Consider the following 26,456-nt stretch of genomic DNA (forward strand, 5'->3'; position numbering starts at 1 on the left):
GCCCAAAGACAGACACGCCCATGACCAAGCCCAGCCAAGCCCGCGACATGCAGTCCCATTGGGACTCCTCCTTCCTGGACGCGGGCAATGCCGCCTATCTGGAACAACTCTTCGAGGCCTACCAGCAGGACCCGGACCAGGTACCGGAGATCTGGCGACAGCACTTCGACGACATCACCCACGGCGGAAGGGACGACACCTCCGTGCTGCACAGCCAGGTGCGGGAAGAGTTTCGCGAGCTGGCCGAGGCGGGTCCGGGACGTGGCCTGCCCATGGGCAGTCTGGAACACGAGCGCAAACAGGTGCGGGTGCTGCAGTACATCAACGCCTTCCGTTTCCTGGGGCACCTGCAGGCCGATCTGGACCCCCTGGGTCTGTCCGAACCGGCGTCACTTCCCGAACTCACCCTGGAACACCATGACCTGTCCGAGCAGGATCTGGGCACGGTGTTCAACACCGGTTCGCTGGTGGGCCCCGACGAGGCACAGCTGAGGGAAATCACGCGCATCCTCAAGGGCACCTACTGCAAGACCATGGGCGCCGAATACATGCATATCACCGACACGGGTGAAAAGCGCTGGCTGCAGCAGAAACTGGAGTCGGTGCGCGGGGAGCCCCATTTCAGCGACGAACGCCGGCGCTACATCCTGGACCGCCTGACTGCCGCCGAAGGCCTGGAGCGCTACCTGCACAGTCGCTACGTGGGTCAAAAGCGCTTCTCGCTCGAGGGCGGAGAAAGCCTGATCCCGCTGCTGGACGAGGTCATCCACCGGGCTGGCGAGCGAGGCGTGAAGGAAACCGTCATGGGCCTGGCCCACCGCGGCCGCCTCAACGTGCTGGTGAACATCCTGGGCAAATCCCCGGCGGAACTCTTCCAGGAATTCGAGGGCACCGGACGTCGCCACCCGGGCACCGGCGACGTCAAATACCACATGGGTTTCTCTTCGAATCTGGAAACCCCCGGCGGGCCCATGCACCTGGCCCTGGCCTTCAACCCGTCCCACCTGGAAATCGTCGGCCCCGTGGTGGAAGGCTCGGTGCGGGCACGCCAGAACCGGAGCGGCGACAAGGACGGGGACCAGGTACTGCCCCTGGTGATCCATGGTGACGCGGCCTTTGCCGGCCAGGGTGTGGTGATGGAAACCCTGAACATGTCCCAGACCCGCGGCTTTGCCACCAAGGGCACGCTGCACGTGGTGATCAACAACCAGATCGGATTCACCACCAGCACCCTCAGGGACGCCCGTTCCACCCCCTATTGCACCGACGTGGCCAAGATGGTGAACGCGCCCATCCTGCATGTGAACGGCGACGACCCGGAAATGGTGATGTTTGCCGCCCAGATCGCCCTGGACTACCGCATGACCTTCAAGAAGGACGTGGTCATCGACCTGATCTGCTACCGGCGACAGGGGCACAACGAGGCCGACGAGCCCGCAGTGACCCAACCAGCCATGTACCGGCGCATCAAGGAGAGCCCCACCACCCGGGCCCGCTATGCCCAGCGCCTGGAAAAGGCAGGGGTGATCGACGATGACGAGGCCCGCTCCATGGAGGCATCGCTGCGCACCCGCCTGGACACCGGCGAGGGCATCATGCCCTACGTGCTGGAGGGCAGCGACCAGGGCTATGACAAGTCCGCCGTGGACTGGAAGCCATTCCTGGATCAGGATTGGCGCCAGAGCGCTCAGACCCGCGTGGGCCTGGATACGCTGCGGGACCTGTGGAAGCGCATCTGTGACATCCCCGAGGGGTTCGAGCTCCACCCGCGGGTCGCCAAGCTCATGGACGATCGACGCAAGATGGCCGCCGGCTCCCTGCCTATGGACTGGGGCTTCGCCGAGACCAGCGCCTATGCGGCACTGCTGGCGGATGGCTATCCGGTCAGGCTCACCGGCCAGGACAGTGGCCGGGGCACGTTCTTCCACCGACACGCTGTGCTGTTCAACCAGAAGGACGGAGACCGCTGGATCCCGTTGCGGCATCTCTCCGATCGCCAGGCGGATTTCCTGGTCATCGACTCGCTACTCTCCGAGGAGGCCGTACTGGCCTTCGAATACGGCTATGCCACCGCCACCCCCAACACCCTCACCCTGTGGGAGGCACAATTCGGGGATTTCGCCAATGGTGCCCAGGTGGTCATCGACCAGTTCATCAGTTCCGGCGAACAGAAATGGGGCCGCCTGTGCGGCCTGGTGATGCTGCTGCCCCATGGCTATGAGGGGCAGGGTCCCGAACACTCATCGGCGCGCCTGGAGCGCTACATGCAGCTGTGCGCACAGAACAACATGCAGGTATGCGTGCCCACCACCCCCTCGCAGATCTTCCACCTGCTGCGCCGCCAGATGGTGCGCCCGTACCGCAAGCCCCTGGTGGTGATGACGCCCAAGAGCCTGCTGCGCCACAAGCTGGCGGTCAGCAGCCTGGAAGATCTCACCGAGGGTCGTTTCCACAATGTGATCGGCGAGATCGATGATCTGGATCCGAAGGGCGTGACCCGGGTGGTCATGTGCTCCGGCAAGGTCTATTACGACCTGCTCGAACGCCGCCGCAAGGAGGAGAAGCATAATATCGCCGTGCTACGCATCGAGCAGCTCTATCCGTTCCCGGAGGAAGACCTGTCCCGTGCCCTGGAGGCCTTCCCCAATGCCAGTGAGTTCTACTGGGTGCAGGAAGAACCGCTCAATCAGGGCGCCTGGTATTCCAGCCAGCATCACATGCGTACCCTGCTCGGCCCCGACCGTTATCTGCAGCACGTGACCCGGCCCGCCAGCGCGGCGCCCGCCGTGGGACACCTGGATGTGCACGTGAAGCAGCAGGAAGCCCTGATCGAACGCGCCCTGCGCCAGTCGTAGGCGGCGATGACCCCATCGCGCCAGCGGACGCATTCATTGACACTGTCGGCAAAGCCACCGCCCATGACCCTGTTGCCGAAACCAATAAGGACAAGATGATATGAGTACAGAGGTTAAGATCCCGCAACTTCCCGAATCCGTGTCCGACGCCACCATCGTCTCCTGGCACAAGCGCCCCGGTGACGCCGTGCAGAGGGACGAGATCCTGGTGGACATCGAGACCGACAAGGTGGTCCTCGAAGTCCCCGCGCCGCAAGACGGGGTGATGGGAGACATCATCGAGGATGAGGGATCGGTGGTCACCGCCGGGCAGGTGATCGGACATGTGGAGGCCAGCGAAGGCAAGGAATCGAGTGACAAGGAATCGGGAAAGAAGAAGTCCGGCAAGAAGGACAGCGGCAAGGGCAAGCAGGCCGAGAAGGACAGCAAGTCGGGCAAGACGGCTGAGGGCGAGAGCCATTCATCACAAAAGCAGGCCCAGGACGATCCGGCCCTGAGCCCGGCGGTACGCAAGCTGATCAACGAACACGATCTGGACCCGGGGGAGATCCAGGGCAGCGGCAAGGGTGGGCGCATCCTCAAGGAAGACGTGGTCAAGCACCTGGATGAGGCGGAGGCCGAATCCACCAGGGCGCCCCAACACAAGGCCGAACCCGAAACCGAGAACACCCGGACTGAACCCGGCGGTGCATCGTCGGAGCAGAAAGCCTCCACGCCGCCCACGGCCAGTACCAGCACCGCCGGCGGTCGCACGGAGAAGCGTGTCCCCATGACACGTCTTCGGGCCCGGGTGGCGGAACGGCTGGTGGAAGCACAGCAAACGGCGGCCATGCTCACCACCTTCAACGAGGTGAACATGAAGCCGGTCATGGACCTGCGGGCCCAGTACAAGGATCGCTTCGAGAAGCGTCACGGCGTGCGCCTCGGCTTCATGTCCTTTTTCGTCAAGGCCGCCACCGAGGCCCTCAAGCGCTTCCCGGAGGTGAATGCCTCCATCGATGGCAAGGACATCGTCTACCACGGTTATTTCGATATCGGCATCGCCGTCTCGGCCCCCCGGGGCCTGGTGGTGCCCATCCTCAGGGACACGGACAGCCTGACCATGTCGGATGTGGAGCGCAGCATCAATGAATACGGCAAGAAGGCCGAGTCGGGCAATCTGAGCATGGAGGACCTCACCGGCGGTACCTTCACCATCTCCAATGGTGGCGTGTTCGGCTCGCTGCTCTCCACCCCCATCATCAATCCACCGCAGAGCGCCATCCTGGGCATGCACCGCATCCAGGAGCGCCCCATGGCCGAGAATGGTCAGGTGGTGATCCGGCCCATGATGTACCTGGCCCTGTCCTACGACCATCGCCTGGTGGATGGACGCGAGGCCGTGCAGTTCCTGGTCACCATCAAGGACATGCTGGAGGATCCGGCCCGCCTGCTGCTGGAGGTGTGATCGGCCCGCAGCCTGAAACCATGCGCCGGCTCAAGAGCGGGCGAAATCAGACATCGATGAGAATGATCGGGAGCCAGAATCATGGCAGAGCAGGAATATGACGTAGTGGTCATCGGCGGCGGTCCGGCGGGCTATGTGGGCGCCATTCGCTGCGCTCAACTGGGCCTGAAGACGGCCTGTATCGACCGTTGGCAGGACCCGGAGGGCAAGGAGCGTCTGGGCGGTACCTGCCTCAACGTGGGGTGCATCCCCTCCAAGGCGCTCCTGGAGTCCTCGGAGCTGTACGAACACACGCAGAAGCACCTGGGGACCCACGGTGTGCGCTGTGGCGAAGTGGAACTGGATCTGGCCGGGATGATGGCCCGCAAGGACCGTCTGGTGAACAATCTGACCCAGGGTATCCAGGGGCTCTTCAAGGCCAATCAGGTGGAGTGGTTCAAGGGCCACGGGCAGCTTCAGGCGGAGCGCCAGGTGAAGTTCACCGGACATGACGGCAAGGAGCAGACGCTGCAGGCCAAGAATGTGATCCTGGCCCCGGGTTCGTTCCCTGTGGAACTGGGCTGCGGCCCGTTTGATCGGGAGTACATCGTCAGTTCCACCGGTGCCCTGCGCTTCGAGGAGGTGCCCAAGCGCCTGGGCGTGATCGGCGCTGGCGTCATCGGTCTGGAGCTGGGCAGTGTGTGGCGGCGTCTGGGGTCCGAGGTGGTGATGCTGGAGGCCCAGGATCGATTCCTGTCGTTCTGCGACGAGCAGGTGGCCAATGAGTCCCTGAAGATCATGAGCAAGCAGGGTCTGGACATCCGGCTCTCGGCCCGCGTGACCGCCACCAAGGTGGACAAGGACAAGGGGCAGGTGTCCGTGGTCTACGAGGATGAGAATGGCCAGCACGAGGAGCGTTTCGATCGTCTGGTGGTCTGTGTGGGGCGGCGGCCGGCGACCGATGGCCTGGTCAGCGGGCCGGTGGAACTGGCCATGGACGAGCGCGGCACCATCCACGTGAACGAGCATTGCGAGACGACGATGCCGGGGGTGTATGCCATTGGTGATGCAGTCCGTGGCCCGATGCTGGCCCACAAGGGTTCCGAGGAGGGAATCATGGTGGCGGAGCGCATTGCGGGCATGGGCAGCTCGGTGAATTACGACACCATTCCCAATGTGATCTACACGTTGCCGGAGATCGCCTGGGTGGGCCGCAATGAGCAGGATCTGAAGAAGCAGGGTGTGCCATATGCCACGGGGGTGTTTCCCTTCGTGGCGTCGGGCCGGGCCCGGGCCATGGAGGATACGACGGGGTTCGTCAAGCTGCTGGCCCACGCGGAGACGGATCGCATCCTGGGGGCGCATATCATCAGTTCGCGGGCGTCGGAGTTGATCGCGGAGTGTGTGATTGCGCTGGAGTTCGGTGCCTGCAGTGAGGATCTGGCGCGTACGGTGTTTGCGCATCCCACGCTTTCGGAGGCGGTGCATGAGGCGGCGCTGGCGACGCTGGGGCATCCTCTGCATATTCCGCCGAAGGGGAAGCGGGGGTAGTTGCTCGGGCCATTCGGATGCCTAGGGGTGGTCCACGCGGGTGCCCCTGGACCGCCAGCGGAGGGAGGGATGCCTGCAGGCGGGTCGCCGTGAATACGTCCATGGAGGCTTGTGCGCCGCATCCATGCGGCGCACACCCTCCCACAGGGATACTCCCCTCCGGACGCTGCGGTAGTGGTTGCGGGGGTCAGGCCCTGATGATCATTGAACTTCCAGTTCGCTGCGTTTCCAGACGGCGCCCAGCAGGAAGGCCAGTCCCAGGGTGCCCAGGACCCAGGCGGGCCAGGGTACGGTGAGCAGTTCCGGCATCTCCGGGGACTGGGAAGTGAGCAGCACGGCGCCCAGGGCCAGGGCGCTGCCCATCACGGCATAGACCGTGCGCCGATTTGAGGCACGGATCTCTCTCTGCAATTGGTATAACTGGGCCTGCTGGAGGGCGTGGCGCTCGTCGGCGCTGCCCTGCTGGCGCAGGGCTTCGTGGATCAGGCCCGGCAGGTCCGGGGTCTTTTCCAGGATGAAGGGCAGGTTGCGGCGCATGCCCTTGACCAGAGCGCGCACGCCCACCTGCTCGTCCATCCAGCGCTGGATGAAGGGGCGGGCGGTCTGCCAGAGGTCCAGTTCCGGGTAGAGGTCGCGGCCCATGCCTTCGATGTTGAGCAGGGTCTTTTCCAGCAGCACCAGCTGGGGCTGCACTTCCATGTTGAAGCGTCGTGCCGTCTGGAAGAGGCGCACCAGCACATTGCCAAAGGAGATGTCCTTCAGGGGTTTTTCGAAGATGGGTTCGCAGACGGTGCGGATGGCGCCCTCCAGGTCGGCCACCCGCACGTCCCGGGGGACCCAGCCGGATTCCACGTGTAGTTCCGCCACCCGGGCATAGTCGCGGTTGAAGAAGGCGTAGAAGTTTTCCGCCAGGTAGCGCTGGTCGGCGGGGGAGAGGGTGCCGATGATGCCGAAGTCCACGGCCAGGTAGCTGGGGTCGGCGGGGTCGGTGGCGTCGATGAAGACGTTGCCCGGGTGCATGTCGGCATGGAAGAAGTTGTGCCGGAACACCTGGGTGAAGAAGACTTCCACACCCCGCTCGGCCAGCAGTTTCAGGTCCACGCCACGGGCCTTGAGGGTGGCCACGTCGGACACGGGCACGCCCTGGATGCGTTCCATCACCATGACGTTGCGGCGGCAGTAGTCCCAGTGGACTTCCGGGGTGTAAAGGATGCCCGAGCCTTCGAAGTTGCGCCGCAGCTGGGAGGCGTTGGCGGCCTCCCGCAACAGGTCCAGTTCGTCGATGATGGTCTGTTCGTACTCGCGCACCACTTCCACCGGGCGCAGGCGGCGTCCCTCGGGCCAGTAGCGCTCCGCCAGTTCGGCGATCACGTACATGAGTTCCACGTCGCGGCGAATGGCCTTCTCGATATTCGGGCGCAGCACCTTGACCACCACCCGGCGGCCGTCGTGAAGCACCGCTCCATGCACCTGGGCGATGGAGGCGGAGGCCATGGGGGTGGCCTCGAAGGAGGCGAACAGGGTCTCGACCGGTTGGCCCAGGGATTTCTCAATGATTGCCCGCGCCTCTTCGTTGGGGAAGGGAGGCACACGGTCCTGCAGGCGGGAGAGTTCGCTGGCGATGTCGTCCGGCAACAGGTCACGCCGGGTGGAGACCATCTGTCCGAACTTGATGAAGATGGGTCCCAGGTCCTCAAGGGCACGACGGATGCGCTCGCCGCGCCCATAGGGCACGTCACGGAACCAGTTCCAGGGCGCCAGGTAGAGCAGGAAGCGCACGGGCCGGAACAGGCGGATGGCCAGTACCACCTCGTCCAGGCCATGGCGGATGAGGACGCGGTTGATGGTCAGCAGCCGAAGCAGCTGGGCAGGATGCAGGTGCTGCAGCATTTAGATTCTCATGATCTTGCCCGGTCCCGGGCTTGTTCGAGGCGCTGGATGCGCGCCTCCAGGCGGTCGGCGTCACTGCGCAGACCATCCACTTCATCCATGAAGGACTCCACCTGCGACCGAGCGGGCAGGGTCTGGGTTTCTTCCTGAAGGTATTCGGCCACATCGCCGCGGAAGGATTCGCGTGCCCGCTTGAGCCAGGACTCGAATTCCCGAAACGTTTCACCGACCCGATGGGCAAAAAGATCACCGGTGAAGCGCGACAGCAGTTCCTCCCAGTCCAGGTCCACCCGGCGCAACAGGTCATTGAAATGACGCGCCAGTTCCACGTCCCCCACGAGGGTGACGGAGTCGGGCATGCGGGCTGTGGGTTCACTGGCCAACAGGCCGGCCAGGGCCAGGGGGGTGCCGGCGATGTGTGCGTCCGGGTCTCCATCGAACTGCCCGGAAACCTGCAGGTCTTCCTCGCCGGGAATGAAGTACAGGGTCACGTCCACACCGGTCACATGCAGCGCCACCACTCCCCCCTTCAGGGCCGCCAGCCGTCGCTGGCTGCCGGGGTCCATGGAGAGGTACTGATTGATGGCCGCTTCCAGCAAGGCGGTGACTGGCGTCAGTGCTGAGCTCATGGCATCTCTCCCAGGCGAGTGAGGCTTTGACCGTGAGGGGTTGGACAGACTCCCGGGGGTTTCGGTCAAACCACCGGGTAACCCGATTGTGTCTACAGCTTGTAGCCCTTGTGCAGCGCCACCACGCCCCCGGTGAGGTTGTGGTAGTCGCAGCGCTCGAAACCCGCTGTTTCCATCATCTGCTTGAGGGTTTCCTGGTCCGGATGCATGCGGATGCTCTCCGCCAGGTAGCGATAGCTGTCGGCATCGTTGGCCACCAGTTTGCCCATCATCGGCAGCGCCTTGAAGCTGTACAGATCATAGATCTGACTGAAGCCCTTGGACGTGGGCTGGGAGAACTCCAGCACCAGCAGCTTGCCGCCGGGCTTGAGCACCCGCAGCATGGACGACAGGGCCTTGTTCTTGTCGGTCACGTTGCGCAGGCCGAAGGCGATGGTGATCAGGTCGAAATAATCATCCGGATACGGCAGGCATTCGGCATTGCCCTGCACGTAGTTGAGGTTCTCCACCAGGCCTTCATCCACCAGGCGGGCGCGGCCGCATTCCAGCATGGAGGCGTTGATGTCGCAGAGCACCACATGCCCCTTGGGCCCGACGATGCGCGAGAACTTGGCGGCCAGGTCCCCGGTACCCCCGGCCAGGTCGAGGATCTTCCAGCCCGGCCGCGCCGCGGCCACCTCGATGGTGAAGCGCTTCCATACGCGATGGATGCCCATGGACATCAGGTCGTTCATCACATCGTAGCGCTGAGCCACGGAGTGGAACACCTGCCCTACCCGTTTGGCCTTTTCCGTGGTCGGCACACGTTCGTAGCCGAAATCAGTGGTGTTGTCGTCGGACATGCCTGCTCCCGTTATCAACCCTTGCGCTGGTGGCCTGCGGCCGCCAGTCGTTCCAGGTACTTGTCCCACAACTGGGTCTGGTTGACGCCCAGGTGGTAAAGATAGTTCCAGTCGAAGATGCCGGTGTCGTGTCCATCGGAGAACACCAGCTTGATGCCGTAATGGCCCACCGGCTCGATGCCGGTGATGTTCACGTCTTCCTTGCCCACCTGCAGCACCTCCTGGCCCGGCCCATGGCCGGTGACCTCTGCCGAGGGCGAATGTACCCGCAGGAACTCGCAGCCAAGCCGATGCGTCTCGCCATCCGTGTAGACCAATTCCAGAACACGCGACTGCTGGTGCAGCCGGATGTCGGTGGGGCGGTTTTTGGTGGTCATCGTGTTGGTACTCCCTCGCCGAGGGAACTCACCCCCGGACCGGTGACGAACCCTAGAGGATGTAACGGCTCAGATCCTCGTCCTGAACCAGATCATCCAGACGCTGGTTCACGTATTCGGCGTCGATGCGGATGGGGCTGGAGCAGTCGGGGGCCTCGTAAGAGATGACCTCCACCACCCGCTCCATCACGGTATGCAGTCGCCGCGCACCAATGTTCTCGGTGCGCTCGTTCACCTGGAAGGCGATCTCCGCCAGACGGTGCACACCATCCTCGGTGAACTCCACGGTCACCCCTTCGGTGGCCATCAGGGCAGCGTATTGCTCGGTGAGGGAGGCCTTGGGTTCGGTGAGGATGCGCACGAAGTCCGCAGCAGTCAGTGCCTCCAGTTCCACCCGGATGGGCAGCCGTCCCTGCAACTCGGGAATCAGGTCCGAGGGCTTGGAAAGATGAAAGGCGCCGGAGGCAATGAACAGGATGTGGTCGGTGTGCACCGAGCCCACCTTGGTGGTCACGGTACAGCCTTCCACCAGGGGCAGCAGATCGCGCTGCACACCCTCGCGGGAGACGTCGCCGCCACTGTACTCCCCCTTGCGCACCACCTTGTCGATCTCGTCCAGGAAGACGATGCCGTTCTGCTCCACATGGGAGACGGCGCGCAGCTTGATGTCCTCATCATTGAGCAGGCGCGCGGCTTCCTCATCGGTGATGAGCTTGAAGGCTTCCTTGATCTTGAGCTTGCGGTTGCGGGTACGCTGGCCACCCAGGTTCTGGAAAAGACCCTGGAGTTGGCTGGCCATGTCCTCCATGCCCGGTGGGGACATGATTTCCACGCCGGAGGGAATGGCCTGCACCTGGATGTCGATCTCCTTGTCGTCCAGCTTGCCCTCCCGCAGGCGCTTGCGGAATTTCTGCCGGGTCTCGTTATCCTGGCGGGTGGGCTGGGGTTCTTCTGCCATGAAGCCCGTGCCGCTGCTGCGCGGTGGCGGCAGCAGGGCGTCCAGAATGCGTTCCTCGGCGGCCTCTTCGGCGCGGGGGCGCATCTTTTCCATTTCCTGCTCGCGCACCATCTTCACTGCGGCCTCCACCAGATCGCGGATGATGGATTCCACATCCCGACCCACATAGCCCACTTCCGTGAACTTGGTGGCCTCCACCTTGATGAACGGGGCATTGGCCAGACGCGCCAGGCGCCGGGCAATCTCCGTCTTGCCCACCCCGGTGGGGCCGATCATGAGGATGTTCTTGGGGGTGACCTCCCGGGCCAGCTCCGGCGGCAGTTGCTGACGGCGCCAGCGATTGCGCAGGGCGATGGCCACCGAGCGTTTGGCAGGATCCTGACCGATGATGAAGCGGTCCAGCTCCTGAACGATTTCTCTGGGTGTCATCTCAGACATGGGGACATCCCTTCACAAGGCATGGGGACTGGGGTTTGACCGCAACGCAACCGAGCATCACAGTTCTTCCATGCTCAGGTTGCGGTTGGTATAGATGCAGATATCGGCGGCGATGTTCAAGGCCTTTTCGGTGATCTCCCGGGCCTCCAGTTCCGTGTTTTCCATCAGGGCACGGGCCGCCGCCTGGGCGAACGGGCCGCCCGAGCCAATGGCGATCAGGCCTTCCTCGGGCTCGATCACATCACCGTTGCCGGAGATGATCAGCGAGGCCTCCTGATCGGCCACCGCCAGCAGGGCCTCCAGGCGGCGCAGGCTGCGCTCGGTGCGCCAGTCCTTGGCCAGTTCCACGGCGGCGCGCACCAGGTTGCCGCTGTATTTTTCCAGCTTGCCCTCGAAGCGCTCGAACAGGGTGAAGGCGTCGGCGGTGCCGCCAGCGAAACCGGCCAGCACCTTGTCATGATGCAGGCGCCGCACCTTGCGGGCGTTGCCCTTCATGATGGTGTTCCCCAGGGAAACCTGTCCGTCGCCGCCCAGGGCGACCCGGCCATTGCGACGGACGCTGACGATGGTGGTGCCGCGAAACTGTTCCAAGGACAAACTCCGATGTGCCGTCATTCAAAAGGGGCATTGTAACGGAAAGATCTGCCATGAGGGATGGGCAACGGCCCCGCTGGAAGAGACCCCCTGCCGCGAATGGCAAAACGCCTCAAGTTTGCCACCCAAACCTGGGATCGGAGTGGCCCTCGGGGTGTCCGGGTTCCTGTAAGCGGGCTTCAGCCGCAGGAAGCGGCTGCAGAGCCTACAGGGATGTATTCACGGCGTCCCGCTGACAGGAACCCGGACGCCCCAAGGGCCGGACAGTTCGGCGTTCTTTTCCAAGGCCCATATTCAACCGCATCGCCCCCGTGGGAGCTGGCCTGCCAGCGATGCGCTGCGCCAGCAGCGCCCGGACCAGGCCCCGTGCCCGCCGCCTTCGCGGGCAAGGCCCGCTCCCACAGGGAAAGCTCTCCCCACAGAGTCCCCCAAAGGGCCCTCCTACAAAGGACTGCTCCCGTAAACAGCGGCCACCTGACCTCAGGCCAGCCCCCGTGGGAGCTGGCCTGCCAGCGATGCGCTGCGCCAGCAGCGCCCGGACCAGGCCCTGTGCCCACTGCCTTCGCGGGCAAGGCCCGCTCCCACCAGGAACAGGATCAGCCCTTGTCCTTGCGCCGCGCCCGGGGGTGCGCCGCGTCATAGACCCGCGCCAGATGCTGATAATCCAGATGGGTGTAGATCTGCGTGGTGCCGATGTCTGCGTGGCCCAGCAGTTCCTGCACGGCGCGCAGATCCTGGGAGGACTCCAGCAGATGGCTGGCAAAGGAGTGGCGTAGCAGATGCGGATGGACGCGGCGCTCCAGTCCCTGGGTGAGGGCGTGACCGGCCATGCGCTTTTGCACCGAGCGGGGCGTGAGACGCCCTCCGCGACGGCTCACGAACAGGGCCGACTCGTCCGGTGCCGCCCACTCGCCGCGGTGCTTCAACCAGGCCTCCAGGGCGGCCAGGGCCTTGCGGCCCACCGGCAGGGTGCGCGTCTTGCGGCCCTTGCCGGTCACCCGCACCATGGCATCCGCCACATCCAGGTCGGTGCAGTTCAGGTCGGTGAGTTCGGCCAGGCGCAGACCAGAGGAATAGAACAGCTCCAGCAGGGCTCGGTCCCGCACCAGCAACAGGTCATCCCCAGGCACCTCCACCAGGCGCGCCACCTGCTCGGCATCCAGCACCTCGGGCAGCTTGCGGGCTGTGCGCGGTGCACGGATGCCCTGGGCGGGATTGGCGCTTAGCACGCCCTCACGGATGAGATAATTGAAGAATCCACGCACCGAGGAGAGCAGCCGCTGCAGGCTTCGGCCGGCCTTGCCAGCCCGGTGAAGTGCCGATACCAATGCGCGGATGTCGTGGACGGTGACCGTCGCCCAGTCACGGCGATCCGCCGACGCTGACAACGCCACATGCCCCTGCAGGACCAGAAGATCCCGGCGGTAATTGCTGAGGGTATGCGGCGAGCAGCCCCGTTCCCGGTCCAGATGCCCCAGGTAGGCATCGATCCAGGGATCCAGGGGTATCTTCATGCCTGCCCCAGACGGCCCCCAACGGCGTGGGAGATGATCTCGCCCAGGTAACCCAGGAACAGGGTACCCATCCCCGGATGGAACCGCGAGGCTTCCTGGCTACCCAGGGCCACGAAGCCCAGGGGCTGGGTGCCGTTCAGCAGCGGCACGGCCACGGCCGAGGCCACACCGGGAGCATCTTCCGTGGAGAACAGGGCCTGGAGCTGAGTGTCCGACAGGCGCCCGCACACCGGGCGGCGATGCTCGAACAGATGGGCCAGGCTCTGCATGGCCGGGTCGTCCTCCGCCATGAAGTGCATGCCCTGGGCCGGGTCGCCGCAGAGACGCACCACCACCACGTCGGCGCGGAATTCGTTACGCAACTGCTCCTGGGTGATGGCCAGCACGGCATCCAGGCTCTCCGCCTCCATCACCCCCAGGGCCAACTGGTGCATGCGCTGGCTGAGACGCTCGTTCTCGCGGGCAGTGTGCACCAGATCCATGAGCTTGCGCTCCAGGACACGGTTCTTGTCCCGCATCACGGCCATCTGGCGTTCAATGAGGGAGACGGCCGCACCGCTGGGATGAGGCAGGCGCAACACCTCCAGCAGGGATAGATGACGTTCGAAGAAATCGGGATGCGCGCGCAGATAGGACTCCACCGCCTCCTCGGACAAGGCCTCTTCGGCCAGCGCGCCCTTGCCTTGTGTGCTCATAGCTTGATGTTACCCGTAAAGACCGATGTCGCGGGGCCGGTCATGAAGACCGGAGCGTCTTCGCAGCCCTGCCACTGTATCACAAGCCGCCCGCCAGGCAGATCCACCGCCACCCGCTCGTCCAGCCAGCCGCGCGTCCGACCGGACGCCACGGCGGCGCAGGCACCGGTGCCGCAGGCCTGGGTCTCCCCTGCCCCACGCTCGAAGACACGCAGGCGAACATGATCACGTGCCAACACCTCCATGAACCCCGCGTTCACGCGCCTGGGAAAGCGTGGATGGGACTCGATGATGGGCCCGAGGGATTCCACCGGGGCCTTCAGGACATCCTCCACCCGCAGCACGGCATGGGGGTTACCCATGGAGACCGCACCGATCTCCACGGTGCCTCCCCCAACTTCCAGTGGGTAGGCCGGCGCCACCTCAGGCGCCTCAAACGGTATCTCGGCTGGCTCGAACCGGGGCCGGCCCATGTTCACCGTGACCTGGCCATTGTCCTCCACCTGAAGGTGGATCAACCCCCCAGCCGTCTCCACCGGGATGAGGGTCTGTTCTGTCAGACCCTCATCCCGCACGAACACCGCGAAGCAGCGGGCGCCGTTGCCGCATTGCTCCACCTCGCCCCCATCGGCGTTGAAGATCCGGTAACGAAAGGCCGCCCTGGCAGGATCGGCGGGCGGCTCCACCAGAAGCACCTGATCACAGCCCACGCCCAGCCGACGATGGGCCAGAAACCGCACCTGCTCCGGCGTGAGTTCAATCGCCTGGCGCACCCCGTCGATCACCACGAAGTCGTTGCCCAAGCCTTGCATTTTGGTAAAGGAGAGTGTCATCGACGAAATCGTAAAGGGTGTATGCCCGGCTGGGAAGAGAACGTGGCGCCATCCCGACGGCCATGAGCTCCAAGCGCCACCGGCACTTGCCCCGATCCCTCGGCACTCAGACCGGGGTCATCCCTGACCCGCAACTGGCTCAGCCTCTCTGCGTCGGTGCTTGACCGTAGGGATGACCGGATCATTGTGGCTTTTGCTCATCATCCTCGAAAACCTGGCTACTGGCGTGACCGTGCTCGCCCGTAACGCCGAAGGCAGCGGCGCGCGTTAGCGTGTCCGCTGGCCTGACTTGTTAGCAGAAATGTCCATGAGCCCGCCGGAAACATACTTGTGCAGAACACTTGATACCAGAGACTGGTAAGGAAGCCCCTCTTCCAGAGCCCGACGTTGAAGTGCTTCCAAGTCGCGACTGGAGATCCGTATATTGATCCGCTTGTCTTTCTTGAATGCTTCTTCCGCTGCCTTCGACAAGTACTCCCGACGATCAGCATCCAGATCTGACTCGAACTCTCCGGACTCGTATGCCTCCAGAAGCTCTTGCTCCTCGGGATCTAATTTGGGCTTGGGCATGCTACCCTCCTAAAAATGTCTTGGTGGCCTTTCGACTGGGGATGACCGTTTTTAGAAAGATCTCTCGATCATTCTCAACGTATGGCACCAGCCAGGCGTAATCGTCGATCCGAACCACAAAAAGGCGCTGATTCGGATATTTGCCCCGGTTGGGGTGAGGTCCGTCATCAAGTAAACCACCAGACTGAAGAGCAAACAGAACATCCTCAAAGGACACGCCGCGCTCGCTCATCAACTGCTGGTTCTTATCAGCATTCCAGTTAATTTGCCTCATGAAACGAGCCTAGCAGAATGTATGCCTATTGGCATCTTGCTAACATGTAAGCGTTTATCTGCCGTGCGCAGCATGGCCGATAAAAGTCTGTTGGACGAAGCCGTGTGTGCACATACTCTATGGTGGGAATTGTATTGGCCGCAGCGGGCCAAGGAGGGTATTTGCAGTCCTGTGATCAGCGCGACAGGCCTTCATCGGCTCCTTCCAGACAATTTCATCCATTTCGGATGGCATCCCTTACAGTCGGTTCGAGCTCAACATAGCCCGATTTCATGCTTGGTTTCAATGTCCCAGCCGCCGTCGAGCCCGACCTATGCCAAGGCCATCTTCAAAGCGGCTTATCGTCAGCGATGTTTCAGTGACTTAGCATCGTCGCTCCAGGAAAGGGAAGGGAGATACAGCCTTCGGGATTTCAGCAACCACATGCAACTGGCCAGCGCGGCATTTGGGACAAGGGTAGTGACGTCTTCTGGTCGCGATTTAGCAAACATCTGATTCAAAAGGGATCAAACCGGAATCGGTGCACCAATATCGGATTGGGGTGGAGCAGGTCATCCGTGGTTTCCCGCATCGACGGCTGGCCGGAGGCGCCATCCAACCCTTGCCGGCATCCCCTCTGGGCACCTGCAACTCCCCAAGCTGGCGAACGCCGGGCTATGCAGGCCCGCCGGGAGTCCTTGTGGAAAGAGCAAGCTTCCTGAGAAACAGGCTGATTCCCTCGCCCCCCTCAGCACCCCTTGCGCCGGGCCTGCTTGATCCGATACATGGCGGCATCGGCGCGATTGAGCACATCCTGGGGCTTGTCTTCGGGGGCGGCGATGGCGACACCGACGCTGCAGCCGACCCGTACCAGGCGGCCCTTGGCCTCGATGGGAAGCGACAACTGTTCCTCGGCGCGCCTGGCCAGGCGGCGGGGGTCCGGGTGCCTGTCGCCATTGTCATCCACGAGCAGCAGGGCAAATTCGTCCCCTCCCAGGCGGGCAGCAGTATCCTTGCCACGCACCAGATGGCGTAAACGCTCGGCCACCACCTGCAGAACGATGTCGCCAGCATCATGCCCCAGCTGATCGTTGATGGGCTTGAATCCATCCAGATCCAGGTAGAGCAGCGTCAGTCTGCCACCCAGCTCAAGACTGTCCTGCATCCGGGATTCGAGGATTTCCATGAACCGGCGGCGATTCACCAATCCGGTGAGGGCGTCCGTGTTGGCAAGCTCGGTGAGCTGGCGCTGTGCGTGACGCCGGGCCGCCAGTTCCCGATTCAGATCATGGGTGCGGCGGGTGATGATACCCGCCGCTTGGTTGAAGGAGCGGGTCAATTCGGTGAACTCACCCCAGAAGGGCTCTCTGACCAGTGCATCGCCCCGGTGCTCTCGCAGGGCCCGTGTGGCCCGGGCCAGTACCGTCACCGGCCTTGAGATCATGCGGGTGAAGGCAAGGGCCATGAGCACACAAAGCAGCAGCATGAACAGCACCGACCAAAGCATGAAACGCGTCTGTTCCCTGAGCGCCGCCGTCAATACATCGAGGGAGGCATAGACCAGCACCTCGCCCGGAACATGATCCAGCGGCAGGACCACCATCAGGTAATCACAGACCCTGACCGGTCCACTACCGGAAGCGAGCGGGAATTCGCGGCGTTGTTCGCAGAGGAAAAGGTCCGTGCGCATCGTGGCGCCGACGGGTCTGTATTCAAGCTCGTGTTCCTCCACCAGCAGCAGGGTTTTTCCACCCAGGCCCTCATGGGGGAAGTCTTCCAGCACGGCCTTCAGCTCGTCGAAACGCATCAGCAGATGCACGCTGCCAATATTCTCATCATCCAGTTCCAGAGGACCGCTGACCCAGATCATGGGGGTATCGCCATCGGGCCAATGGACGTCCAGGCGACCCCGCGAGCCCTCCTGCAACGGCGGCTGAATATCCGGCTGATCCAGTCCTCCATGTTGGCGCACCCCTGCCACCCATTGACCCCGTGCATCACGAATCCAGGCACCGTCAAGTATGGTGATGGGGTCGATGGCGTCCTGCAGGATGCGCTCGATGAGTTGCCGGTGCATGTCGTCGCCGGTGCGCGTGTAGGCGCGCAGGCTCAGGCGCATCTGCGTGCGACTGGCCACCAGGTCCATATGATCCAACATGCGACCGAGTTCCACATTCAGCCGACGCTGCTGAACCTGGGCCACCCGTTCCAGGCTGACCTCGGTAAAGGCCAGGTTGAGGCTGCGTGTGTGATGGTACTGGAGCACGAACAGCAGCCCCAGGGGGACCAGTGCCACCAGCAGAAACGCCGTGAAAAGCCGGGGACGCAGACCCAGACGACGCAGGAGATGGCGATTCCTGGCATGGATCATCCCAAATGGCGATTTGCGCTGACGGGTATCGTGATCCTTGCCGGGGGGGTCCATGGAATACTCCTTCAGGAGGAACTCGCGTTCATCGTGGGTTAACGATACCGCCCTCGGGCACCCTTGAATACATTCAGGCAAAAGGCCGTACGAACGGACGCGACTCAGGTCGTCGAGGGCATCACGGCCAGGCCCCGTCTTGGTACTATCGGTCATGGCTGCCCACGAACCATGACGAGGTAAGGATGTTCTTCCCCAAACTTCGCAGCATCGCCACCGCCGGGGTGATCACCCTGCCGATGACCGCCACACTGGTGGATGCGGTGCACAGCATGCGGCAGCACAATATCCGCAATGTGGTGGTCACCCTGGGCTCTGACTACCGCCTGCTGCTCTCCAGCCTGCTGCTGAAGCTGCAGATCCGTGGGATGCCACTGTCCACCCCACTGGGCGACCTGCAACTGCCCGAGCCGGCCATCCTGGATCCGGATGAGACCGTCCTGGAGGGACTGAACGCCATCCGCAATGAGGCGGAGCACATCTGCCTGGTAGATCAGGAGGGCACGCTCCAGGGGATTGTCAGCTACAGCGACCTGGCCGCCAGCCTGGACCCGGAGGTACTGGCCGAGAGCCAGAGCATCGGGCAGTTGATCCACGCCCTGCAGCCGCTCACCGTGGAGGAAGATCACTCCATACGGGCTGTGATGGAACGCATGGACGAGGGGCACTTCAGCGCCGCCATCGTGATCCACGAGGGCATTCCCGTGGGCATCCTCACCCAACGGGACGTGATACACCTGATCGATGGCGACGCCGACCTGGATCAGCCCATCCAGCCGTACATGACCACCCCGCTGCGCACACTGAGCAAGCACACCACCGTCGCCGAGGCATTGCGCTTCTGCCGCCAGCATCGCATCAAGCGTGTGGTGGTGGTGGATGACAGCGGCCGATTCACGGGCCTGATGGGGCACAAGGATCTGGTCGGCCTGTATTACAACCGTTGGTTCAACCTTCTCAAGGACCATCAGCAGCAGTTGGACGCACTCAATCGGGAACTGCGTGAGACCAACCAGGCGCTGTCCAGCCTGACCGACGAGATACCCGCCGGCCTCATGGTCATCGAACGGGATGGCATCATCACCCGGGTCAACCAGGCCACCACCGAACTGCTGGGTTATCCCGCCGATGCACTGGTGGGCCAGCGGGCGCTCGAATTCTTTCGCTGCGCGCAGCAGGGGCATGGGGACTCCCGCTGGCTGCACTGCGACCGCATGCACGACTGGATCCCTGCCGAGCGCTGTCGGGTGTTCGAAGCGATGCTGCAGGGGCGGCCCTTCGAGGGGCGGGAGGTGATGATCAGGCGGGAGGGAAACCCGGTGGTGGTGGAACTCAAGGCCAAGCCGATGACCCAGGGGCATGGCTTTCTGCTATTCCTGCAGGATGTCAGTGCCGAAACCCGCAAGGCCCATCAACTGGAGCAGGAACTGGATCTCTTCTCCCGGGGGCCGGTGATGGCCTGTCTTTGGTCGGCCAAGCCCGGCTGGCCGTTCGAGTACATCTCGCCCAACGTGATCGACATCCTGGGGTATGAACGGGAGGCCTTCATCGGCAGCCGACTGGGTTTTACGGAACTGCTCCACCCCGACGACCTGGACCGCATCAACAAAGAGATCGAATCCCACCTGGCTCGGCATGCCACGTCCATCGAGACCCAATATCGCCTCAGGCGACAGGACGGTGAATACCGGCGTTTCATTGACTACACCTTCCCGGAGTACGATGCCGATGGACAGGTGCTGTCCGTGCGCGGCTATCTCATTGATCAGACCGAGGCGCTGGAGACTCGCGACGCCCTGGAGGCGCAAGAGCAACGGTTTCGCACCCTGTTCGAACTTTACCCCGATGCAACGCTGCTGATCGACGCGAGTGACGGCCGCACCCTGCAGTTCAACACTCGGGCCCATGAGCAACTGGGTTACACCGCCGAGGAATTCGCGCAGTTGCGCATACCGGACTACGAGGCCCTGGAAACACCCGAGGAAGTGGCCCGTCATATCCAGAAGGTCATGGCTCATGGCCATGATGATTTCGAGACGCGACACCGTTGCAAGGATGGCGGCCTCATTGACGTCCATGTGACCGTGAGTGTGCTGAAGCTGGGTCGGCAGGACTGCCTGCTAGGGGTCTTCCGGGACATCACCCGGCAAAAGCAGACTGAACAGCGGGTGCGTGACAGCGAGCATCGCCTGAAACTGGCCACCGAGGCGGCCCAACTGGGCATCTGGGACTACGACATCCAGAACGACCGGCTGATATGGGACGATCTGATGCACGCCCTTTATGGTGTGCATCAGCACGACTTTGGTGGTCGATTCGCGGACTGGGCGCAAACGCTCCTGCCCGAGTCCCTGCCCCCGGTGCAAGCCGCCTTCGAGGCCCTGGTACGCGACGACACCCCCTTCGATGTGCTGCTCCAGATCCAGCGCCCCAGCGATGGCCAGGTCCGCACCTTGCGCGGCATCGCCCGGGCCATCCGTGATGACCAGGGCAAGGCCACCCGCGTGGTGGGGGTCAACGAGGACATCACGGAGCGCATCCTCGCTGAACGGAAACTGGAGTCCGAAGAGGCCAGGTTCCGTGCCCTGTTCGAGCTCTCACCGGTGGGTATTGCCATGAACGACTTCCACACAGGAGAGTTCATCCAGTTCAACCGGGCCATCAATGAGCCGGCCGGCTACACGCCCGAGGAATTCCGGCAACTTAGCTACTGGCAATTGACACCGCCGGAATACATGCCGGCGGAACAGCGCATGCTGGACTCCATGAACCAAAACGGGAGCTACGGGCCCTTCGAGAAGGAATATATCCACAAGGATGGCAGCCGCTATCCGGTGCTGCTCCATGGTTTCAAGATCAAGACACCGGAGGGACGGGAGGTGATCTGGTCCATCATCCAGGACATCTCGGCCCAGAAGAGAGCGCAACAGGAGATCCAGGATCGCGAAGAGCGACTTCAGCAACTGGCCACCCAGAGCCGCAATGTCACCTGGGAGGTGGATACCGGGGGTTGCTACACCTTCGTGAGTCCGGTGGCCGAGGCCGTGTGGGGCTATTCACCCGATGAGCTGGTGGGCAAGAAGTACTTCTTCGAACTGCATCCGGAAAACGGCCGGGAACGATTCAAGAGCGAGGTGTTTCAGGGGTTTGCCCGCCGCGAGACCTTTCAGGGACATATCAATCCCATTGCCCACAAGCAGGGGAATATCCTCTGGATGTCCACGCACGCCTTTCCTGTGACCGACCCGGATGGGAATTTTCTTGGATACCGGGGCAGCGACCTGGACGTCACCGAGTCCACCCGTGCCAAGCAGGCCCTGGAGGCGGAGAAGGAGCGTTTTCAGGGCATCTTCGAGAAGACCGGCAGCGGGGTGGCGGTCTATCGGCCCGTGGATGACGGTCAGGACTTCGTCTTCCTCGACTACAACACCGCCGCTGAGCGAATGGACCATATGCGGCGCGAGGACGTCATCGGTCGGCGAGTGACGGAGTGCTTTCCCGCCGTCCATGAGATGGGGCTGATGGATGCCTTGCGCCGGGTGGCTCGTACCGGGCAGGGCGAATTCCTGCCCCTCTCCCAGTATGACGATGGGCACCTCAAGGGCTGGCGCGAAAACACGCTGTTCAGGCTCTCTTCCGGCGAAGTGGTGGCCGTCTACAACGACCTCACCGAGATCAAGCAGGCACAGGAAACAGCCGAACGGGCCAATCTTGCCAAGAGCCAGTTCCTGGCCAACATGAGCCATGAAATCCGCACGCCCATGAACGCCGTGATCGGCCTGAGTGATCTGCTGCTGAGCACATCACTCAACGCCAAACAGCGGGATTACCTGGGCAAGATCCGCGACTCATCCCGCATGCTGCTGGGCATCATCAACGACATCCTGGATTATTCCAAGATCGAAGCCGGTAGACTGGAACTGGAGGACCATAGCTTCCGCATCGATGATCTGCTCGATCAAATGCGCACCCTGTTTGCCTCGGCAGCCGACGCGAAGGGCATTGAACTGGTGTTCGAGCTGGATACCCAGGGTTCGATCAGCGTCGAAGGCGATGCCCTGCGCCTGGGGCAGGTGCTCACCAACCTGCTCAGCAATGCCATCAAATTCACCGATCAGGGTCAGGTGGTGTTGTCCATTCGTCGGCTGGGCCGTGACGCGCAGGGCGCGCGCCTGCATTTCGAGGTGCGCGACACGGGTATCGGCATCAATCCGGACCAGCAGACCCGGCTGTTCCAGGCCTTCTCACAGGCCGACACATCCACCACCCGAAAATATGGCGGCACCGGGCTCGGTCTGGTGATCAGTCGCAAACTCCTGGAAAGGATGGGAGGTGTGCTGCAACTGGATTCCACCCCGGGGGCAGGCAGCCGCTTCCATTTCGAGCTCAACCTGCCGTTGTCATCGGACCAAGGCCCGGCATCGACGCATGAATCCATGAGGCCCGGTGCCCGTGTCCTGGTGGTGGACGACCATGCCACCGCGCGGATCGTGCTCAAAAACATGCTGCAAAGCTACGGTTTCCGGACGGAGGAAGCCGACAGCGGTGAGGCGGCCATCGACGCCGTCCAGGCGGCGGAGCGGGCCGGCATGCCCTTCGAGATCATCCTCATGGACTGGAAGATGCCCGGCGAGATGGATGGGTTACAGGCCCTGGATCGGTTGCACACGCTGCGCCAGCAGGGGGATTTGCAGCAGACGACCATCCCCGCACTGATCATCAGCGCCTACAACCAGGAAGATCTGGTGCCCCATTCGGATCGCTTCAGCGCCTTTTTGAGCAAACCTGTCACACCGCGGTCCCTGGTGGCGGCCATGAACGAGGCGGTGGCGGAACAAAAGACCGAGGCATCTGGTATGGACCTGGCACAATGCCCATGTTTCCAGGGTCGGACCATCCTGCTGGTGGAGGACAACGCCCTGAACCAGGAAGTGGCCCGGGAGATGCTCAGGAGGACACAGGTACGGGTCATCCTGGCCAATGATGGTCGCGAGGCGGTGGATCAGGCGGCACAATACCCCATCGACCTGGTGCTGATGGATCTTCAGATGCCCGTCATGGACGGCTTCGAGGCCACCCGTCATATCCGTGAACGATTTCCCGACCTGCCCATCATTGCCCTGTCGGCGGCCGTGATGGAGGATGATCGCGAGCGGGCGCGGGCCGCCGGCATGAACGACCACCTGGCCAAGCCCATCGACAGTGAGGCGCTGCTGCACACCCTGGAGAAGTGGCTGCAAAGCAGCGGCATCTGCGTCGAACTCCAGGACGCAGACACCCCGGACGCGGAGCTGCCTGATACACTGAAGGCCTTCGACCTGGCGGTGGGGCTCAAGCGTTTCGACGGCGACAAAGACCTGTACCTGCGCACCCTGCAACGCTTTGCAGCGCAGATGGAAGCGGAGTTCGACGATCTACGCGGGTGCCTGGAGCAGCCCGAGAATCCACGCACGGGACGGATGATCCACACCCTCAAGGGTCTGGCGGGCACCATCGGTGCCCTTGACCTGGCCCACAGGGCCGATCGCCTGGATACCGCATTGAAGCGGGGGAAAGCCATTCCCGACGACGACCGAAGTGCCTTCCTGGAGGCCCTGGACACCGTTTTGACTCAACTGGCCACCCTCCCGGAAACGCAAGGCTCCGAAGGCATTACGGGCACAAACCCACAGCCCCCGGTAGAAGCGATGGGGCACATCCTGCAATGCCTTGCCTCGGGGGAACTGGTGGACCAGCAGGAGCTGGATCAGATCACGTCCTACCTGGGCCGGCAGTTGGATGCACACTCCGCCCAGGAGCTGGCAAAACGGGTGGATCAATTCGATCATGATGGAGCGGCCGCGCTGCTCAAACAGCTGGCAAGGCAGGCCGGCGTCAAACTTTCCTGAGGTCTGATGTGCCCCACACAAGAGCGACGGTACTGATCGTTGACGATCAACCGACAAACATCCATGCATTGGCCTCTCTGCTCAAGGAGGATTACCGGATCCTGACCGCCACGCGGGGCGAAAAGGCACTGGAACTGGCCCAGGCCGAGCAGGGTCCGGACCTGATCCTGATGGATATCGTCATGCCGGACATGGACGGCTACGAGATCTGCCGCCGGCTCAAGGACAACGAGGCCACCCGGGCCATCCCGGTGATTTTTGTAACGGCCCTGGACCACGAGAAGGACGAGGAAGAAGGCCTGAACCTGGGTGCCGCCGACTATATCTCCAAGCCTTTCAGCCCGGCCGTCGTGCGCGCACGGGTACGCAACCAGGTGAACCTCAAGCTCAAGACAGACTTGCTGGAGAAGATATCCCTGCAGGACGGCCTGACTGAAATACATAACCGGCGTTACTTCGACCAGAAACTGGCCGAAGAATGGTCCCGGTTGAGCCGAAATGATCAATGCCTTTCCCTGCTCATGATCGACATTGATCAGTTCAAGCCCTATAACGACCATTACGGCCATGGGGCCGGGGATGACTGCCTCAGACGGGTGGCGCAAGCCCTGGAGCGCGTACCCGTACGTGCCATGGATCTGGTGGCCCGTTATGGGGGCGAAGAGTTCGTGGTGTTACTGCCGGAGACCGACGCGCAAGGCGCCCGGCATGTGGCCAAGGGAATGATCGAGGCGATAAACTCCCTTGGCATCGCTCATGACTACTCGGATGTGGCGCCCCATATCACCATCAGCGCAGGCGGTGCCACCCATTCCACGCAGCACCCCAAGGCTTCGGCAGAAGACCTTAAAGAAGCCGCTGACACGGCCCTTTATCAGGCCAAGAAGAACGGGCGTAACCAATACCGGGCCGACACATGACGGAATTCAAAAACCTGCCTCACAGTCAGAACCCGCACGGCGAGTTGCGCCGGGTGGGCATCGAGATGGAAATGGCGGATATCTCGCTGGATGTCATCGCCGGCTCCATCGTGGATCTCTTTGGGGGTGTGCATCAGCAGGAGTCTCCCTTCGAACACCACGTAACCGGTACACGGTTCGGCGATTTTGGCCTGGAACTGGACAGCGACCTGCTCAAGCGCCGGGAATATCTGGATTACCTGGAGAACATGGGCGTCGAGATCGACCGGGACACGGAGCCCCATGCCCTGGAGAGCGCCCTGTCCCAGGTGGCCGGACTGGTGGTGCCCCATGAGGTGGTGGCGCCGCCCATCCCCCACGATGCCCTGCCGGAACTGGACAGGCTGCGCCAGCGCCTGCAACAGGAGGGGGCCAAGGGGACCCATGGCTCCCTGTTTTACGCCTTCGGCCTGCAGATCAACCTGGAACTGGCACGCCTGGATGCCGATTACATCCTGCACCATCTTCAGGCCTTCATGCTCCTGTATGACTGGCTGCTCAGCCATTCCCAGGCGGATCTGTCCCGGCGCCTCACGCCCTTCGTGGACCCATTCCCCGAGGACTACCCCCGCCTGATCCTGGACTCGGGGTATCGCCCGGACCTGTCGGGCCTGATCAATGATTATCTCGCCCACAACCCCACCCGTAATCGGCCACTGGACATGCTGCCGCTGTTCGCTCATCTATCGCAGGAACAAATCGATGCGGCGCCCGTGGAACATCATCTGATTCGGCCTCGGCCCACCTTCCACTATCGCCTGCCGGACTGTCGCATCGACGAACCGGACTGGGATCTGAGCGTGCCCTGGAATGCCTGGGTGGCGGTGGAACGCCTGGCTTCGGACCCTCAACGCCTGGGTGCCATGGCCCGTGAATACCTGACTGCAGAACCCGAAACCCTGGCCAGCAAGGGTCAGCGCTGGGTGGAAAAAGTCACCGACTGGCTAAGGAACTGAACCATGGCAAGACCCCGCATCGGCGTCACGGGGCCGGACCGGGGCGGCGTGGCTGCCTGGATCATGACCTGGTGGGCCATCTGGTGGGCCGGCGGCAAGGCCGTTCACATCACGCCTGGGCGGCCCCGCAGCTTGCAGGAACTGGACGGGCTGGTGGTGGGTGGGGGCGCGGATGTGGATCCTGGCCTCTACGGCCAGGACCAGCTGAGCCTGATCCGGGAGATCGATGCCACCGAGACCGGCTGGCGACAGCGCATTCTCGGGTTCGTGCTCTACCCCCTGCTGTGGCTGCTGCGCCGGGTGCTGTACACCAAACTGCATGGCGGCGACGCTGACCGGGATCGTCTCGAACAGGCCCTGATCCGCGAGGCCCTGGACCGCGGGCTGCCCATCCTGGGCATCTGCCGGGGCATGCAGTTGCTGAACGTGGTGTGTGGCGGCACCCTGCACCAGAATCTGGAGGGCTTTTACCGGGAACACCCCCAGGTGCGCAGCATCCTGCCGCGCAAGGTGGTCACTCTCACCGAAGGCTCACGTATCGCCGCCCTGACCGGCACGAACCCTCTGCCTGTCAACGCCCTGCATAACCAGGCCGTGGCGGAGCTGGGCCAGGACCTGGTGGTGGCGGCCCGGGAGGCCAGCGGCGTGGTCCAAGCCATAGAGAGTCGGAACGCCCCGCTCATCCTTGGGGTGCAGTGGCATCCGGAGTATCTGCCACAAAAGGCGCGCCATCGGCGGCTGTTCCAGGGACTGGTGGACTCCAGCAGGGACTTGTCGGTCAGGGCCCGATCCCAGTAGGATTC

General features: G+C 63.0%; 19 protein-coding genes. 7 read left to right on the forward strand and 12 right to left on the reverse strand.

The features are described 5' to 3' along the window. The first annotated feature begins 47 nt into the window (after positions 1 to 47). From LPW30_RS00870 to lpdA, 3 genes are all read left to right on the forward strand, one after another. The gene (locus tag LPW30_RS00870) at positions 48 to 2,855 is read left to right on the forward strand and encodes a 2-oxoglutarate dehydrogenase E1 component (RefSeq protein WP_239680002.1); all 2,808 of its coding nucleotides are present in this window, start codon (positions 48 to 50) and stop codon (positions 2,853 to 2,855) included. A gap of 100 nt (positions 2,856 to 2,955) precedes the next feature. Then, positions 2,956 to 4,302: a 2-oxoglutarate dehydrogenase complex dihydrolipoyllysine-residue succinyltransferase gene (gene odhB, locus LPW30_RS00875; RefSeq protein ID WP_239679836.1), complete on the forward strand. Its 1,347-nt coding sequence runs from the start codon at positions 2,956 to 2,958 to the stop codon at positions 4,300 to 4,302. A gap of 81 nt (positions 4,303 to 4,383) precedes the next feature. Continuing rightward, positions 4,384 to 5,832 (forward strand): dihydrolipoyl dehydrogenase, encoded by a 1,449-nt coding sequence (lpdA, locus tag LPW30_RS00880; protein WP_025280232.1) that lies wholly within the window; start codon positions 4,384 to 4,386, stop codon positions 5,830 to 5,832. A gap of 201 nt (positions 5,833 to 6,033) precedes the next feature. On the opposite strand, the gene ubiB is transcribed toward lpdA, so the two are convergent. The 12 genes from ubiB to LPW30_RS00940 form a co-directional block, all read right to left on the reverse strand. Further along, positions 6,034 to 7,722, reverse strand: a complete 1,689-nt coding sequence (gene ubiB / locus LPW30_RS00885; protein ID WP_239679837.1) for a ubiquinone biosynthesis regulatory protein kinase UbiB — start codon at positions 7,720 to 7,722, stop codon at positions 6,034 to 6,036. A gap of 8 nt (positions 7,723 to 7,730) precedes the next feature. Continuing rightward, the gene (locus LPW30_RS00890) at positions 7,731 to 8,351 is read right to left on the reverse strand and encodes a ubiquinone biosynthesis accessory factor UbiJ (protein ID WP_239679838.1); all 621 of its coding nucleotides are present in this window, start codon (positions 8,349 to 8,351) and stop codon (positions 7,731 to 7,733) included. A 92-nt stretch (positions 8,352 to 8,443) separates the two neighbouring features. Beyond that, the gene (gene ubiE, locus LPW30_RS00895; protein ID WP_239679839.1) at positions 8,444 to 9,193 is read right to left on the reverse strand and encodes a bifunctional demethylmenaquinone methyltransferase/2-methoxy-6-polyprenyl-1,4-benzoquinol methylase UbiE; all 750 of its coding nucleotides are present in this window, start codon (positions 9,191 to 9,193) and stop codon (positions 8,444 to 8,446) included. Between the two features lie 14 nt (positions 9,194 to 9,207). Then, positions 9,208 to 9,570 carry a gamma-butyrobetaine hydroxylase family protein gene (locus LPW30_RS00900; RefSeq protein ID WP_239679840.1) on the reverse strand — a complete coding sequence of 121 codons (363 nt, stop codon included), beginning with the start codon at positions 9,568 to 9,570 and terminating at the stop codon, positions 9,208 to 9,210. A 52-nt stretch (positions 9,571 to 9,622) separates the two neighbouring features. Beyond that, positions 9,623 to 10,966, reverse strand: a complete 1,344-nt coding sequence (gene hslU, locus LPW30_RS00905) for an ATP-dependent protease ATPase subunit HslU (protein WP_239679841.1) — start codon at positions 10,964 to 10,966, stop codon at positions 9,623 to 9,625. 57 nt (positions 10,967 to 11,023) lie between these two features. After that, positions 11,024 to 11,557 carry an ATP-dependent protease subunit HslV gene (gene hslV / locus LPW30_RS00910; RefSeq protein WP_025280226.1) on the reverse strand — a complete coding sequence of 178 codons (534 nt, stop codon included), beginning with the start codon at positions 11,555 to 11,557 and terminating at the stop codon, positions 11,024 to 11,026. 599 nt (positions 11,558 to 12,156) lie between these two features. Continuing rightward, a complete protein-coding gene (gene xerC / locus LPW30_RS00915; RefSeq protein WP_239679842.1) occupies positions 12,157 to 13,074 on the reverse strand; it encodes a tyrosine recombinase XerC in 918 nt (305 codons plus the stop codon). After that, positions 13,071 to 13,769: a DUF484 family protein gene (locus LPW30_RS00920; RefSeq protein WP_025280224.1), complete on the reverse strand. Its 699-nt coding sequence runs from the start codon at positions 13,767 to 13,769 to the stop codon at positions 13,071 to 13,073. Before LPW30_RS00920 ends, xerC begins: the two co-directional genes overlap by 4 nt. Further along, positions 13,766 to 14,602 carry a diaminopimelate epimerase gene (dapF, locus tag LPW30_RS00925; protein ID WP_239679843.1) on the reverse strand — a complete coding sequence of 279 codons (837 nt, stop codon included), beginning with the start codon at positions 14,600 to 14,602 and terminating at the stop codon, positions 13,766 to 13,768. Before dapF ends, LPW30_RS00920 begins: the two co-directional genes overlap by 4 nt. Before the next feature lie 267 nt (positions 14,603 to 14,869). Then, positions 14,870 to 15,172, reverse strand: coding sequence for a CopG family antitoxin (locus LPW30_RS00930; protein WP_025280222.1), 303 nt, complete (start codon positions 15,170 to 15,172; stop codon positions 14,870 to 14,872). 1 nt (position 15,173) lies between these two features. Next, complete coding sequence (locus LPW30_RS00935) at positions 15,174 to 15,446, reverse strand: DUF4258 domain-containing protein (protein ID WP_025280221.1); 273 nt, start codon at positions 15,444 to 15,446, stop codon at positions 15,174 to 15,176. A 727-nt stretch (positions 15,447 to 16,173) separates the two neighbouring features. After that, positions 16,174 to 17,850, reverse strand: a complete 1,677-nt coding sequence (locus LPW30_RS00940) for a sensor domain-containing diguanylate cyclase (protein WP_239679844.1) — start codon at positions 17,848 to 17,850, stop codon at positions 16,174 to 16,176. Between the two features lie 185 nt (positions 17,851 to 18,035). On the opposite strand from LPW30_RS00940, the gene LPW30_RS00945 reads away from it, so the two are divergent. Genes LPW30_RS00945 through LPW30_RS00960 form a run of 4 tightly spaced genes read left to right on the forward strand, consistent with a single transcriptional unit; the run spans position 18,036 to position 26,451 of the window. After that, entirely contained in the window at positions 18,036 to 23,738 is a 5,703-nt protein-coding gene (locus tag LPW30_RS00945; RefSeq protein WP_239679845.1) for a PAS domain S-box protein, read from the forward strand. Between the two features lie 8 nt (positions 23,739 to 23,746). Beyond that, positions 23,747 to 24,658, forward strand: coding sequence for a diguanylate cyclase domain-containing protein (locus LPW30_RS00950; protein WP_238624010.1), 912 nt, complete (start codon positions 23,747 to 23,749; stop codon positions 24,656 to 24,658). Further along, positions 24,655 to 25,653 carry an amidoligase family protein gene (locus tag LPW30_RS00955; RefSeq protein WP_238624011.1) on the forward strand — a complete coding sequence of 333 codons (999 nt, stop codon included), beginning with the start codon at positions 24,655 to 24,657 and terminating at the stop codon, positions 25,651 to 25,653. The genes LPW30_RS00950 and LPW30_RS00955 overlap by 4 nt, the downstream gene beginning before the upstream one ends. A 3-nt stretch (positions 25,654 to 25,656) precedes the next feature. Beyond that, entirely contained in the window at positions 25,657 to 26,451 is a 795-nt protein-coding gene (locus LPW30_RS00960; RefSeq protein WP_238624012.1) for a gamma-glutamyl-gamma-aminobutyrate hydrolase family protein, read from the forward strand. The last annotated feature ends 5 nt before the right edge of the window (positions 26,452 to 26,456 follow it).

The sequence above is a fragment of the Ectothiorhodospira variabilis genome, assembly GCF_022227625.1.
Classification (GTDB): domain Bacteria; phylum Pseudomonadota; class Gammaproteobacteria; order Ectothiorhodospirales; family Ectothiorhodospiraceae; genus Ectothiorhodospira; species Ectothiorhodospira haloalkaliphila.